Raw genomic sequence first — 13,847 nt, 5'->3', positions numbered from 1 at the left:
TCGGAGATCGACAACATGCTGACAGAGGAGGGAATTTGGTTGAGCCGCAAAAAACTTTCGCAGCTGACACAGCAGCTCGTATTCGTGGGACCCACGACGATCTTTTTCGCTCTGATCGTCCTGATTCCGTTCCTGCTCGGAATCTATTACTCCATGACGAACTGGAACGGCGTCTCGCGGAATCTGGAATTCGTCGGGCTGAACAATTACGTTCATGTCTTCACGGCGGACCCGGAATTCCGCAACGCTTTCTGGTTTACGGTACGCTTTACGGTGGTAGCCGTTCTGCTGACCAATCTGCTGGGATTCTTCCTGGCCTATTTTCTGACCAAGCCGCTCAAGAGCAAAAATGTGCTGCGAACCGTCTTTTTCATGCCGAACATGATCGGAGGCCTGCTGCTCGGGTTTATTTGGCAGTTCATCTTCGTCCGCGGTTTCGCGGCGATCGGCGAAGCGACGGGGATCGGGTTTTTCAACCTTCCCTGGCTGGGAAATGAACCGACCGCTTTTTGGGGGATCGTGATCGTGTTCGTCTGGCAGTATGCCGGTTACCTGATGGTCATCTATATCGCTTCGTTGAACAACGTATCCAAAGACGTGCTGGAATCGGCCGAGATCGACGGAGCCAACCGCACGCAGGTACTTTGGAAGATCATTTTCCCGCTCGTCATGCCGGCCGTTACGGTCTGCTTGTTCCTGACGATCTCCTGGTCGTTCAAAATGTTCGACCTGAATCTGGCGCTGACCAACGGCGGACCGTTTAACGCAACCCGCTCCGTGGCGCTCGACATCTACCGCGAAGCGTTCACCAACAGCCGTCTCGGCCTCGGTACCGCCAAAGCGGTCATCTTCTTCGTCATCGTCGCGATCATCACGGCCATTCAGGTACGGGCTACCAAGAGCAGGGAGGTTGAAGCGTAATGGAACAAGAATCGAGATACCGCATAGGGACGCTGATCCTCGAGATTCTGCTTGTGCTCGTCGGCCTGCTGTTCCTGATTCCTTTTTATTTCCTGCTGTCGAACTCGCTCAAGACGTTCGGGGAGATTCTGTCCGATGCCGCGGCTCTGCCAAGCGCCCTGCAGTGGGAGAATTACAAAGCGGGCTGGGAAGCGATCCATTTCCCGTCGGCATTCAAAAACTCGCTCATCATTACCGTGGTCAGCAATCTGCTGCTCGTCCTGCTCAGTTCGATGGCCGCTTACCAAATGGTACGCCGTCCTTCGATGTTCAACCGGATTCTGTTCGGCGTGTTCGTCGCGGCGATGGTCATTCCGTTCCAGTCGATCATGCTTCCGCTGACGGACATTACGAGCCGATTCGGCCTCAGCGACAGCCTATGGGGACTTATCGTCTGTTATATCGGTTTCGGCGCCCCGCTGTCGGTCTTCCTGTTCCACGGCAGCATGAAGGCGATTCCGCTGGAAATCGAGCAGGCGGCGCGGGTAGACGGCTCCGGCACATACGGCGTCTTTTTCCGGATCGTCTATCCGATGATGCGCCCCATGTACGTGACGGTCATTATCTTGAACACGCTTTGGATCTGGAACGACTACCTGCTGCCTTCCCTGATCCTGACGAGCGAACATCTCCAGACCATTCCGATTGCCACCTACATGCTGTTCGGTCAATATACCAAGCAGTGGGACCTGGCGCTTCCGGCTCTTGTGCTCGGGATCGCTCCGGTCATCGTCTTTTTCCTGGCTATGCAAAAATACATTGTGTCCGGCATTGCGGCCGGCGCCGTGAAAGGGTAAGGGGGAGAATACAATGTCGAGCAAAAAACGCATGCTTCTGCCCGCTCTCGCCCTGGCCGTGACAGCCGCGCTTTCCGGATGTACGCAGGGCGGCAGCGCCGGCGAAGCCGGAACCAAAACAATCAATATCTATCAGGGCAAAGTCGAAATCTCGGATCAGCTGCAGGAAATGAAACAGGTGTACGAGAAGTCGCATCCCGGCGTGACATTGAATATCCAGTCGGTCGGCGGCGGCACGGATTACGCGGCTTCGCTCAAATCGCGTTTTTCCGCAGGGGCCCAACCCGACATCTTCACGATCAGCGGCTTCCAGGAGCGCGATCTGTGGCTGGAGTATCTGGAAGACCTGTCGGATCAGCCCTGGGTCGCCCACATGGATCAGGTGTCCAAAGACCCGATGAGCGCAGAAGGCAAACTGTACGGATTTCCGCTGAACTACGAGGGCTACGGTTTCCTGTACAACAAAGATATTTTCAAGGAAGCGGGCGTGACGGAAATTCCGAAAACGCTGAGCGAACTTGAAGACGCGGCAAAAAAGATCAAAGACGCCGGCTATACGCCGTTCGTCAACGCGTACGCGGAGTGGTGGGTGCTCGGCAACCATAACGTGAACGTTCCTTTTGCCCGGCAGGACGATCCCGAAGCGTTCATGACCAAGCTCGACGAAGGCAGCGCGGATATCGTGAACAACAAGATTTTCGACGGCTGGCTGGATCTGCTGGATCTGACGCTTAAATACGGCAATGCCAATCCGCTGACGACGGACTACAATACGCAGATGTCCACGTTCGCGAACGGCGAAGCGGCGATGACGCAGCAGGGCAACTGGGTGCAGCCGACGCTCGACGGAATCAATCCCAATCTGAACGTGGGGATGATGCCGATGCCGATCAGCGACGACGCGCAGGCCAACGACAAACTGTTCGTGGGCGTGCCGACCTACTGGGTCATCAACAAGGATTCGCCGGTCAAGGAAGAAGCGAAAGAGCTGCTCGATTGGATGGCCGGTACGCCGGAAGGGCAGCAGTTCCTGACCGAGAAATTCCAGTTTATCCCGGCGTTCAACCATATCAAGACGAACTCCGAAGAAATCGGACCTCTGGGCAGCGATCTGACCGCTTATATCCAAGGCGGCAAAGCGCTCAACTGGTACTTCCAGCAGCTGCCGATCGGAACGCCCCAGGACTACGCCAATCAGATGCAGTCCTATATTGCGGGCCGCGATACGCGGGAGCAGCTGCTGAACAACCTTCAAGCTTCCTACGACAATCTCAAAGTCCGATAACAATCCCGGGCCCAAAAAAGTTCCGCACAACGCCTTCGGCCGATCTTTTCGGCCGGGGCTTTTTCTGTGGGCGGCGGCGTTAGGGGAGGATTGGGGAAAAAGGACACGTTTTTGTGTCGGACCGTTTAATGCGGATGCACAAGGAGCGCCGGAGTGCTATAATGGACAAGATTTACGGTGCACCCAGGCCAGTCTTGTGCCGCGGGACCCTGCACCCGAAACGGAATTCGAGACGGATTTTCCGAAACCGGCGCCGGATAGACGGAGCCTAACCTTGTACGGAGGGACGAACCTTATGAGTAAACTGGTGATCTGCGATCATCCGCTGATCCAGCACAAACTGACTTTTATCCGAGATGTGAACACGAACACGAAAGATTTCCGGGAGCTTGTCGACGAAGTCGCAACGCTGATGGCGTACGAAATTACGCGCGAAATCCCGCTGGAGTCGATTCCGGTCGAAACGCCGGTTACGCAAACCGAGGGCAAAGTCATCTCGGGCCGTATGCTCGGCCTGGTACCGATCTTGCGCGCGGGTCTTGGCATGCTTGACGGCGTGCTGAAACTTCTGCCTGCCGCAAAAGTCGGTCACGTGGGTCTGTTCCGCGATCCGAACACGCTGCAGCCGGTCGAGTATTACGTCAAGCTGCCGACGGATGTCCAAGAACGCGAGCTGATCGTGATCGATCCGATGCTGGCAACCGGCGGTTCCGCAATCGCGGCGATCGACGTGCTGAAGAAACGCGGCTGCACCCAGATCAAAATGATGAACCTGATCGCGGCGCCCGAAGGCGTGAAAGCGGTGCAGGAAGCCCATCCGGACGTGGATATCTATGTGGCCGCGCTCGACGAAAGACTGGACGACCACGGTTACATCGTGCCCGGTCTCGGCGATGCGGGCGACCGTCTGTACGGCACCAAGTAAACGCAGGGAACACGAACTGCACCGGACTGCTCTTGTCTCAGGCTTCGCAGGAAACGCCTTATCGGCAGTCTCCCGCGTAGGCCGTGAAAAGCGGTGCGGTTTCCGTATTTGAAAAAGCGCTTTATTTAATGAAGGAATTCATTTGAGCATCGACCGGACCGGCTGCCCGAACAGCCGGATACCGAGCGGAAAGGTGAGCAAACAAACCGATGAAGAAAATCAAAGTCATGACCATTTTCGGCGTGCGCCCGGAAGCGATCAAAATGGCTCCGCTCATTCTCGAGCTGGAGAAGCATCCCGAAGAAATTGAATCGATCGTCTGCGTCACGGCCCAGCATCGGCAGATGCTCGACCAGGTGCTGGAAGTGTTCAAGATCACGCCCGATTACGATCTGGACGTCATGAAAGACCGCCAAACGCTGAACGAAATTTCGATCCGTGTCCTGCAGGGCCTCGAGCCGGTACTGCGCGAAGCGAATCCGGATATCGTGCTTGTGCACGGCGATACCCTGACAACGTTCCTGGCGAGCTACTCGGCCTTCATGCAGCAGATCAAAGTCGGCCACGTGGAAGCGGGTCTGCGTACCTGGAACAAACTGTCGCCGTATCCGGAAGAAATGAACCGCCAGCTGACCGGCGTTCTCGCGGATCTGCATTTTGCGCCGACCTCATGGTCCGGCGGGAACCTTGCCAGAGAGAACAAGTCAAAGTCAAGCGTTTTTGTCACAGGCAACACGGTTACGGATGTGTTTCAATATACCGTGCGGCCCGATTACACCCACCCGGTGCTCGATTGGGCCAAAGGCAAGCGATTGATTCTGATGACGGCCCACCGCCGCGAGTCGCAGGGCGAACCGCACCGCAATATTTTCCGCGCGGTCAAGCGGATCGCCGACGAGTTCGAAGACGTGGCGATCGTGTATCCCGTCCATCCGAGTCCCGCCGTCAAAGAGCCTGCCCACGAAATTCTCGGCAATCATCCGCGCATTTCGCTGATCGATCCGCTAGACGTCGTGGACCTGCACAATTTTTATCCGCATACCCATTTGATCCTTACCGACTCCGGCGGTCTGCAGGAAGAGGCGCCTTCGTTCGGCGTGCCCGTACTTGTTCTGCGCGATACGACGGAACGTCCGGAAGGCATCGAAGCCGGCACGCTTGAGCTGGTGGGAACGGAAGAAGAGAAGGTGTATCAACGGACTCAAGCCCTGCTTAGCGATTCCACCTTGTACGACTCCATGAGCCGGGCCGCCAACCCGTACGGAGACGGCAAAGCGTCGCAACGTATTGTCAATGCGATTCTTCACAGTTTCGGATTTAAAACGGAACGTCCGGAAGAATTTCACACAATAGACACAAATGGTCCCGAAGTTGCATTGTGATTTACCGGGTAAACAGTATACAGTATAGCTGTACGGTTAATACGCTTTCAAAAAAATGTTCCGTCGCGTTTCGGACGATCGCTTTCCCTTTGCCGGTATGCCGGATTTCGATTTTTCGCAGGTGAAGACGGCTTCTTTTGGGCAGAACAAAGTCTTGATCTGCAAGGGATTTCGGCAAAAAAGGAAAAGTTCGGCGAATTGACAATAACTCTTACTTTTCAGTAAAATGAATGAGGATTATGAGATTGACAAGCGATGGTGAAGTGTATGGCACCGGAAAGAAAAAGCGGCCCTTGGAAAGCGATTGGGCTTGTCAGCGCGATCGGTTTCGAACTTGTTTCGTTTACACTGCTCGGATTTTTTTTCGGGCGTTGGATCAACGAAAAAGCAGACGGTTCAAGTCTATGGATCGGTCTCGGCGTCCTGGCTGGATTGGCCGGTGGAGCCTTTGGCGTAGTCGTGCTTGTCCGTAAAGTTTTGGAGGGAAGCGATGACTAGCGAATTACCGAAATACATGCGGTGGCTTACACGCGTTACATATACACTCCTGGCGATCGGCGCTTGTTGGATGCTGATCGCTCCCCATCACCACCCGGTGGTATTGGGCATAGTTTTCGGAGCGAGCGTAAGCTGTATGAGCGCGTATTATTTGGGTCACCGGGTTCGTAAAATTACGGACGCGGTGTCGGAAGGAAGAAAGGCTCGGGGCGGTCTGGGCTTTGCCTGGAGAGCGATTGCGGCGATTGCGGCTCTTGTCGTCGCCATCGAATTTCCGCATGAGGTCAATTTGATCGCGCTGATGGCAAGCCTGGTTGCAGCCCCGATCATCCTGCTGATCATAGGCATTCTGGTCACGCGCAAGGATACCAAGGCAGAAGCCCTCTACTTTGAGGAAAAGCGGAGGGAGAAAGAGAAACTGGCTGAAGAAAGGGGTGAAAAAAATGCATGAAGCTCCAATAATTATGCTTGGAAATATGCGCTTCGATCTTTCCATCATTTTGATGTTGGTCGTAAGCTGCACGGTCGTGTTTCTGATTGCCAAGCTGGCAACCCGTAACATGTCCGTCGAAAATCCGGGCAAGCTCCAAAACTTCATGGAATGGGTCATCGAATTCGTTCAGAATCAGATTGCCGGAACGATGGACATGAAAAAAGGCAAACCTTTCGTGACGCTGGCCGTGACGCTTATCATGTTTATCTTTGTCAGCAACATGCTGGGCCTTCCGTTCGGTATCGTAATGCATCCTCACAGCGCGGAAGAAGCGACAATCTTCGGCCAACCGATCATTACCGCCGTGGAAGCGTTCAACACTGCAGCCGCCGCAGGACAGGAAGCTCACGTGGAGATCGCGTTCTGGAAATCTCCTACCGCCGACGTTTCCGTCGCAATGGCTTTGGCAGCGATGATTTTCATCCTAGTGCACTTCTTGGGCATCACAAAAAATACCAAGGCTTATTTCAAACACTATTTCGAGCCGTATCCGGTATTCTTCCCGATCAACCTGATCGAGCAGTTCTCTAGTCTCCTGACGCACGGCATGCGTCTCTACGGCAACATTTTTGCCGGCGAGGTTCTGATCAGCGTGATTTTGAAACTGGCAGCCGTCAACGTCGTAGGCATGATCGCTTCCATTCCTTTGATGGCAATCTGGCAAGGATTCAGTATTTTCGTAGGCGCAATCCAGGCTTTCGTTTTTACGATTTTGGCGCTTGTCTACATTTCCCAAAAGATCGAAACGCACGACGAGCATTAGCCTGATTCCAAAGGTTCACCGTTTTACGGGTCCAACGCAAGGATAAGGGGTACATAACCGCTGTCCAAGCTGGCTATATAAACAATTATTTTTCTAATACTTAAGGAGGCTTACACAAATGGATTTGGGAGCTATGGCATTGATTGCCGCTGCAATTGCAGTCGGTTTGGGCGCACTCGGCGCAGGTATTGGTAACGGTCTGATCATCAGCAAAACGGTTGAGGGTATCGCACGTCAGCCGGAAGCGAAATCGACTCTGCAAACGACAATGTTTATCGGTGTCGGTCTGGTTGAAGCCCTGCCGATCATCGGCGTAGTCCTGGCGTTCATCTTCTACGCCGCGGCATAACTTAAAATTAGTAGGGCGGGGATGGCACAGCCTCCGCGCCTTCTTTTTGGAATGAGTACTTTTTACGTATTGAAATAAACTTATCTATGTTCCGTTTATTGAACTGGGAAGGAGTGACTCAGATGGATATTGTATGGTCTTCTATATGGATTACGCTGCTCGCGTTTCTGATTCTCTACTGGCTGCTCAGCCGCTACGCGATCGGACCTCTGATGTCCGTCATGGAGAAGCGCCGGGAGTTAGTGCTGAGCCAGTTGAACGAGGCATCGGCGACGCGCGAAGAAGCGTCCGCATACGTGGAACAACAGAAAGAAGCTCTCCAGCAGGCGCGTAAGGAAGCTTACGACATTATTGAACAATCCAGACAAACCAGCGGCAAGCAGGCCGATCAGATGATCGCCTCGGCCAAGGAAGACGCGGTTCGCCTCAAAGACGAAGCGCTCCGCGACATCGAGAGCGAGAAGAACAAAGCCATGGCTGCCCTGCGCGGCGAAGTGGGACGCGTCTCTGTACAGATCGCTTCCAAGTTGATCGAAAGAGAGATCGACGAAAAATCGAACGAAGGCCTGGTCGATCAGTATCTGAAAGACGTAGGAACGAAGTCGTGAGCCGCGATACGCGGGTCGCGAAACGTTATGCGCGCGCGCTTTTCGAAGTGACTTTCGCCGAAGGCAAAGTCACCGAGACTCAGGCCGAGCTGCGTGCCATCGCTGAGGCTTTCGCGTCCGATCCGGCCCTGCGCAAGTTCGTATCTTCGCCCGGTGTATCCGTGGAAAACAAGAAAAAAGTGCTGAACAGCGCTTTTGAAGGCCGCGTATCCGTGCCGGTCATCCGTACGGTCGATTTGCTGATCGAACGGGGTCGGACACAGCTGTTCGGCGAACTGCGCGAGAGTTACGAGCAGATCTCCAATGAGGCGCTCGGCTTGGCCGACGCTATGGTATATACCGCTTTCCCTTTGACCGAAGAAGAAAAATCGGCAGCGGCTGTACGGTTTGGCCTGCTGACCGGCAAGAAAATCACGATCAAGAATATCGTGGACAAAAGCGTGCTTGGCGGCGCGAAAGTCGTTATCGGCAATACGCTCTACGACGGAAGTCTGGCGGGCAAGTTGGCCCGTCTCGAAAAGTCTTTTGAAAGACAAGCATAGTGACAGGGGGGAAACCACTTGAGTATCAGACCTGATGAAATCAGCACGCTGATTAAGAGCCAGATCGAACAATATCAAAATGAAATCGAAGTCGCCGAAGTGGGTACCGTTATTCAAATCGGCGACGGTATCGCGCGTGCGCACGGACTCGACAATGTATTGTCGGGAGAACTGCTTGAATTTTCCAACGGGGTAATGGGCATGGCCCTCAACCTGGAAGAAGACAACGTCGGTATCGTTATCCTCGGTCCTTACACGGATATCCGCGAAGGCGACCAGGTTAAACGTACGGGCCGCATTATGGAAGTTCCGGTTGGCGAAGCCATGCTGGGACGCGTTGTCAATCCGCTCGGACAGCCGGTCGACGGCAAAGGTCCGATCGATACCCCGCACTTCCGCCCTGTAGAAGGTTCCGCTCCGGGCGTTATCGACCGGAAATCGGTTCATGAGCCGATGCAGACCGGGATCAAAGCCATCGACTCGATGGTACCGATCGGCCGCGGTCAGCGCGAGCTGATCATCGGCGACCGTCAAACGGGTAAGACGACGATCGCAATTGATACCATCCTTAACCAAAAAGGCAACAACGTGAAGTGTGTCTATGTCGCAATCGGACAAAAGCAGTCCACCGTTGCCCAGGTCGTGGAAACGCTGCGTCGTACCGGCGCTCTGGAATACACGGTTGTCGTTACGGCATCGGCTTCCGATCCGGCTCCGCTCCAGTACATTTCCGCTTACGCGGGCTGCGCAATGGGCGAATACTTCATGTACAAAGGCGAGCATGCGCTGGTCATCTACGACGACTTGTCGAAACAGGCTGCCGCTTACCGCGAATTGTCCCTGCTGCTCCGCCGTCCTCCGGGCCGGGAAGCTTACCCGGGCGACGTCTTCTACCTGCACTCCCGTCTGCTGGAACGCGCAGCCAAGCTGAGCGATGCCCGCGGCGGCGGTTCGCTGACGGCACTGCCGTTTATCGAAACGCAGGCTTCCGACGTGTCGGCTTACATTCCGACAAACGTGATCTCGATCACCGACGGGCAGATCTTCCTGGAATCGGACCTGTTCTATTCCGGTCAGCGTCCGGCGATCAACGTCGGGATCTCGGTATCGCGGGTAGGCGGTTCCGCGCAGATCAAGGCGATGAAGAAAGTTGCCGGCACCCTGCGCCTGGATCTGGCTCAATACCGCGAGCTGCAGGCTTTCTCGCAGTTTGGTTCGGACCTCGACAAATCGACGCTCTCCCGCCTCAACCGCGGTGCGCGTATGATGGAAATCCTCAAACAGGGCGTGAACCAGCCTCTGTCGGTCGAACAGCAGGTCGTAAGTTTGTACACGGCCGTCAAAGGCATGCTCGACGATATTCCGGTTGCCGACGTTCGCCGTTTCGAACGCGAGTTCCTCGCGTACATGACGACCGAACATCAAGCGATCCTGGACTCGATCATCCAGACCAAAGACTTGACGTCCGACAACGAGAAGGCACTGGTTGCCGCAATCGAAAAGTTCAAAAAAGGATTTGCGACATCGGCGTAATCGCAGCTGCGCAGGTCTTTAAGATAAGCCCTCGGGCTGCGAATGGGTAAAGCCGCATCCTCTCCGCAAGGGGAGAGCGGCTTTGCGCGTACGTTTCCTGATCGGGCATGATGCTTACGAAGTGACTTTGCTTCGCAAAGTCTGTGGTAGATGCTTACGAAGTGACTTTGCTTCGCAAAGTCTGTGGTAGATGCTTACGAAGTGACTTTGCTTCGCAAAGTCTGTGGTAGATGCTTACGAAGTGACTTTGCTTCGCAAAGTCTGGAGGTGAACAAAATGGCAAAAGGAATACGCGAGATCAAGCGTCAGATCAAGAGTACCCAGAATACCCGCCAGATCACCAAGGCGATGGAGATGGTAGCAGCTTCCAAGCTGCGCCGTGCGCAGGAGAAGACGGAAGCGGCTCGTCCGTACTCCGAGAAACTGCGTGAAGTGGTAGCGAGTATCGCATCCGCAAGTACGGGAATCCGTCATCCGATGCTGGAGAAACGGGAAGCCCGCAAAACGGCTTATCTCGTCATCACTTCGGACCGCGGTCTGGCCGGCGGTTATAACGCGAACGTTCTGCGCCGCGTATCCAACGAGCTTCGCGATCGGCATACGTCTCCGGACGAGTACGTGCTGTACGTGATCGGCCGCAAAGGCCGCGATTACTTCCGCAGACGCGGGATCGAGATCGCGGAAACGGTAACGGAATTGTCCGATTCGCCTTCTTTTGCGGATATCAAAACGGTGGCCGCACGTGCGGTACGGGATTACGAGCTGGGACATACTGACGCCCTATACTTATGCTATAACCAGTTCGTGAATGCACTTACTCAAATTCCGCAGGTTGAAGCCCTTCTGCCGATGGAGCCGGTCTCCTTCGATGGCGGCGCGCTGCAGTCCTACGAATTCGAGCCTTCGGCGGAAGTCGTACTTGGCGAGCTGCTGCCGCGTTATGCGGAAACGCTCATTTACAAAGCCGTATTGGAAGGCAAAGCGAGCGAACTTGGAGCCAAGATGACCGCAATGGGTTCGGCAACCAAGAACGCATCCAAGCTGATCAACGAATATACATTGACTTACAACCGGGCGCGCCAGGCGGCCATTACCCAGGAAATTACCGAAATCGTGGCGGGCGCGAGCGCCGCACAAAGCTGAAGCTTGTAGGAGGGAAAACCAAGCATGAATACAGGACGCATCATCAGCATCACGGGTCCGGTTGTCGACGTGGAATTCGAACGTGGTCAGCTTCCGGAAATCCTCAATGCGCTCAAGGTTCAAAAAGCGACGGAAAACGGCCAGACGATCGAACTGACTCTCGAAGTTTCCAACCATCTGGGCGACAACACGGTGCGCTGCATCGCGATGTCTTCCACCGACGGATTGACGCGCGGAAGCGCGGCGGTCGATACGGGTGCTCCGATCACCGTACCGGTCGGCGAAGTTACACTGGGCCGCGTATTTAACGTTCTCGGTCAGCCGATCGATGAAGCGGGCGAAGTGGTAGCTGCCGTCAGCAACCCGATCCACCGTGAGCCTCCCAAGTTCGACGAACTGTCGACACAGGCTGAAATGCTCGAAACCGGCATCAAGGTTATTGACCTTCTGGCTCCATACGCAAAAGGCGGTAAAATCGGTTTGTTCGGCGGCGCAGGCGTAGGCAAAACGGTTACGATTCAGGAACTGATCAATAACATTGCCCAGGAACACGGCGGTATCTCGGTATTCGCAGGCGTTGGCGAGCGTACGCGCGAAGGCAACGACTTGTACCACGAAATGAGAGAGTCCGGCGTTATCAGCAAAACGGCGATGGTGTTCGGCCAGATGAACGAGCCTCCGGGCGCGCGTCTTCGCGTCGCTCTGACGGGTCTGACCATGGCGGAATATTTCCGCGATCAAGAAGGCCGCGACGTTCTTCTGTTCGTCGACAACATCTTCCGCTTCACCCAAGCCGGTTCGGAAGTATCCGCCCTGCTGGGCCGGATGCCGTCGGCCGTAGGTTACCAGCCTACGCTGGCCACCGAAATGGGTCAGCTGCAGGAACGGATCACTTCGACCAAAACCGGTTCCGTAACGTCGATCCAAGCGATCTACGTACCGGCGGACGATTATACCGACCCGGCTCCGGCGACGACTTTCGCCCACTTGGATGCAACAACCAACCTGGAGCGTAAGATTTCCGAAATGGGTATCTTCCCGGCCGTCGATCCGCTGGCTTCGAGTTCGCGGATTCTGGCTCCGGACGTCGTAGGCGAAGAGCACTACGACGTTGCCCAAGGCGTTAAGCAGCTGTTGGCCCGCTATCGCGAGCTGCAGGATATCATCGCCATCCTCGGCATGGACGAGCTGAGCGAGGACGATAAAGTCATCGTATCGCGCGCACGTAAAATTCAGCGCTTCCTGTCGCAGCCTTTCCACGTTGCCGAAGCTTTTACGGGCCTCAAAGGCCGTTATGTGCCGGTTAAGGAAACGATCCGCAGCTTCCGCGAAATTCTCGACGGCAAGCACGACAATCTGCCGGAAGCGGCATTCCTCTTTGTCGGCACGATCGAAGAAGCCGTTGAAAAGGCGAAAACCCTGTAAGCTTCCAAGCTTCGGGTGAGGAGGGATAGAAGTGAGCACCTTTTTGCTGGAAATCGTCACGCCGGAGCGTCTGATTTACTCCGATAATGTCACCAGTATCATCGCCAAAAGCGTAGAAGGCGATATGGGCGTCCTGCCGGGCCACGTAGCCACGGTCGCTCCGCTTCAAATCGGCGCGCTTACCGTGCAGCATGACGGTAAACGTTCGCATATCGCTGTGCACGGCGGATTTCTTGAAGTCCGCCGCGACAAGGTCGTTGTACTGGCCGAAAGCGCCGAACTGCCGGAAAGCATCGATGTCGATCGCGCCCGCGCAGCGAGAGAAAGAGCCGAGCTGCGTCTCGAAAGCGGCAAAATGCACCAAGACGAAGTTGATTTCCGCCGTGCGGAACTCGCTCTCAAACGTGCCATGACTCGAATCGGAGTCACTTCGACGGATTCCGTCAACCAATAAAGCGAGGCCGGTCTCTTCGGAGATCGGCTTTTTTTTGCCTCAAGTCTTATTTCCCCGGAAATACCAACCGATAAAAGAAAAGGACTCCGGAACCGCTTGGTTCGGATGTAACGCTTACATTTTTTAAGCGAGCAAGCAAAAGGCAAAGAACGGGCATCTATGGGAAGTTATGGGCGTCTTTTTGTAAAAATTGTTTGAAATGTGCTGGATTCTTCGCTCACTTCCCAGTATTATAGAGGAGTCCGCAAAAATACAGATGTGCGGATGCAAAGCAAGGCCAGACGAATGAAAGGAGTGAAGAAGATGGGGAGAAGCGCCCTCGAATCTTTCTCGCAAACCGGGGTCTCCGGCATTCTGTCTATGGTCGTATCGCTGGGCTGTATCATTCTGGCCTGGTGGGCACTGCAGAATTTGAAGCTCGACTTGATTACCCGTCATCCGCAGAGTCCGCAGGGGAAAATGCTGCATGTACTGCTGGCGATTGTGCTCGGGCATTTCGTCGCGAAATTCATGTTGGATTACATCGGATGGTCGCAGCTGCTTAGATTGGGCTTTTAAAGTCATGAAATTGTTTTAAGTCGGAACGCTTGGGTTAATCAGTGATTAGGTTTGTTTGGCCCCATTAATCAAAAGATGTACCGGTTTTTCTAAACCGGCATGTGCACAATACCACAAACACAAACAATTAAA

At 54.6% G+C, this 13,847-nt stretch carries 16 protein-coding genes; all 16 read left to right on the top strand.

All coding sequences use genetic code 11. The features are described from left to right. The first annotated feature begins 39 nt into the window (after positions 1–39). Positions 40–921: a carbohydrate ABC transporter permease gene (locus HOP44_RS18245; protein ID WP_172256017.1), complete on the top strand. Its 882-nt coding sequence runs from the start codon at positions 40–42 to the stop codon at positions 919–921. Further along, complete coding sequence (locus HOP44_RS18240; protein WP_172256015.1) at positions 921–1,757, top strand: carbohydrate ABC transporter permease; 837 nt, start codon at positions 921–923, stop codon at positions 1,755–1,757. Before HOP44_RS18245 ends, HOP44_RS18240 begins: the two co-directional genes overlap by 1 nt. Positions 1,758–1,770: 13 nt before the next feature. Beyond that, positions 1,771–3,042, top strand: coding sequence for an ABC transporter substrate-binding protein (locus HOP44_RS18235; RefSeq protein ID WP_172256013.1), 1,272 nt, complete (start codon positions 1,771–1,773; stop codon positions 3,040–3,042). Between the two features lie 295 nt (positions 3,043–3,337). Beyond that, positions 3,338–3,967, top strand: a complete 630-nt coding sequence (gene upp, locus HOP44_RS18230; RefSeq protein ID WP_172196349.1) for a uracil phosphoribosyltransferase — start codon at positions 3,338–3,340, stop codon at positions 3,965–3,967. A gap of 209 nt (positions 3,968–4,176) precedes the next feature. Next, complete coding sequence (gene wecB, locus HOP44_RS18225) at positions 4,177–5,349, top strand: non-hydrolyzing UDP-N-acetylglucosamine 2-epimerase (RefSeq protein ID WP_172256011.1); 1,173 nt, start codon at positions 4,177–4,179, stop codon at positions 5,347–5,349. Between the two features lie 255 nt (positions 5,350–5,604). Then, complete coding sequence (locus HOP44_RS18220; protein WP_172256009.1) at positions 5,605–5,847, top strand: AtpZ/AtpI family protein; 243 nt, start codon at positions 5,605–5,607, stop codon at positions 5,845–5,847. Beyond that, a complete protein-coding gene (locus HOP44_RS18215; protein WP_172256007.1) occupies positions 5,840–6,298 on the top strand; it encodes an ATP synthase subunit I in 459 nt (152 codons plus the stop codon). Before HOP44_RS18220 ends, HOP44_RS18215 begins: the two co-directional genes overlap by 8 nt. Further along, positions 6,291–7,103, top strand: a complete 813-nt coding sequence (gene atpB, locus HOP44_RS18210) for a F0F1 ATP synthase subunit A (RefSeq protein ID WP_172256005.1) — start codon at positions 6,291–6,293, stop codon at positions 7,101–7,103. The genes HOP44_RS18215 and atpB overlap by 8 nt, the downstream gene beginning before the upstream one ends. Positions 7,104–7,227: 124 nt before the next feature. Beyond that, positions 7,228–7,452 carry a F0F1 ATP synthase subunit C gene (gene atpE, locus HOP44_RS18205; protein ID WP_087798618.1) on the top strand — a complete coding sequence of 75 codons (225 nt, stop codon included), beginning with the start codon at positions 7,228–7,230 and terminating at the stop codon, positions 7,450–7,452. Positions 7,453–7,574: 122 nt separating this feature from the next. Then, a complete protein-coding gene (atpF, locus tag HOP44_RS18200) occupies positions 7,575–8,060 on the top strand; it encodes a F0F1 ATP synthase subunit B (RefSeq protein ID WP_172256002.1) in 486 nt (161 codons plus the stop codon). Further along, entirely contained in the window at positions 8,057–8,602 is a 546-nt protein-coding gene (locus HOP44_RS18195) for a F0F1 ATP synthase subunit delta (RefSeq protein WP_172256000.1), read from the top strand. Before atpF ends, HOP44_RS18195 begins: the two co-directional genes overlap by 4 nt. Positions 8,603–8,620: 18 nt before the next feature. Continuing rightward, positions 8,621–10,135 (top strand): F0F1 ATP synthase subunit alpha, encoded by a 1,515-nt coding sequence (atpA, locus tag HOP44_RS18190; protein ID WP_172255998.1) that lies wholly within the window; start codon positions 8,621–8,623, stop codon positions 10,133–10,135. 276 nt (positions 10,136–10,411) lie between these two features. Beyond that, positions 10,412–11,278, top strand: coding sequence for an ATP synthase F1 subunit gamma (atpG, locus tag HOP44_RS18185; protein WP_172255996.1), 867 nt, complete (start codon positions 10,412–10,414; stop codon positions 11,276–11,278). 24 nt (positions 11,279–11,302) lie between these two features. After that, the gene (atpD, locus tag HOP44_RS18180) at positions 11,303–12,703 is read left to right on the top strand and encodes a F0F1 ATP synthase subunit beta (RefSeq protein ID WP_172255994.1); all 1,401 of its coding nucleotides are present in this window, start codon (positions 11,303–11,305) and stop codon (positions 12,701–12,703) included. 31 nt (positions 12,704–12,734) lie between these two features. Then, entirely contained in the window at positions 12,735–13,157 is a 423-nt protein-coding gene (locus HOP44_RS18175) for a F0F1 ATP synthase subunit epsilon (RefSeq protein ID WP_172255992.1), read from the top strand. Between the two features lie 285 nt (positions 13,158–13,442). Next, on the top strand, positions 13,443–13,715 hold the full coding sequence (locus HOP44_RS18170) for a DUF1146 family protein (protein ID WP_425501896.1): 273 nt from the start codon (positions 13,443–13,445) through the stop codon (positions 13,713–13,715). Positions 13,716–13,847 lie beyond the last annotated feature (132 nt).

The organism is Saccharibacillus deserti (genome assembly GCF_013618475.1).
In the GTDB taxonomy this organism is placed as follows: domain Bacteria; phylum Bacillota; class Bacilli; order Paenibacillales; family Paenibacillaceae; genus Saccharibacillus; species Saccharibacillus deserti.
The sequence above is the reverse complement of the archived record's forward strand: the minus strand, read 5'-3'. Positions and strand labels throughout refer to the sequence as shown.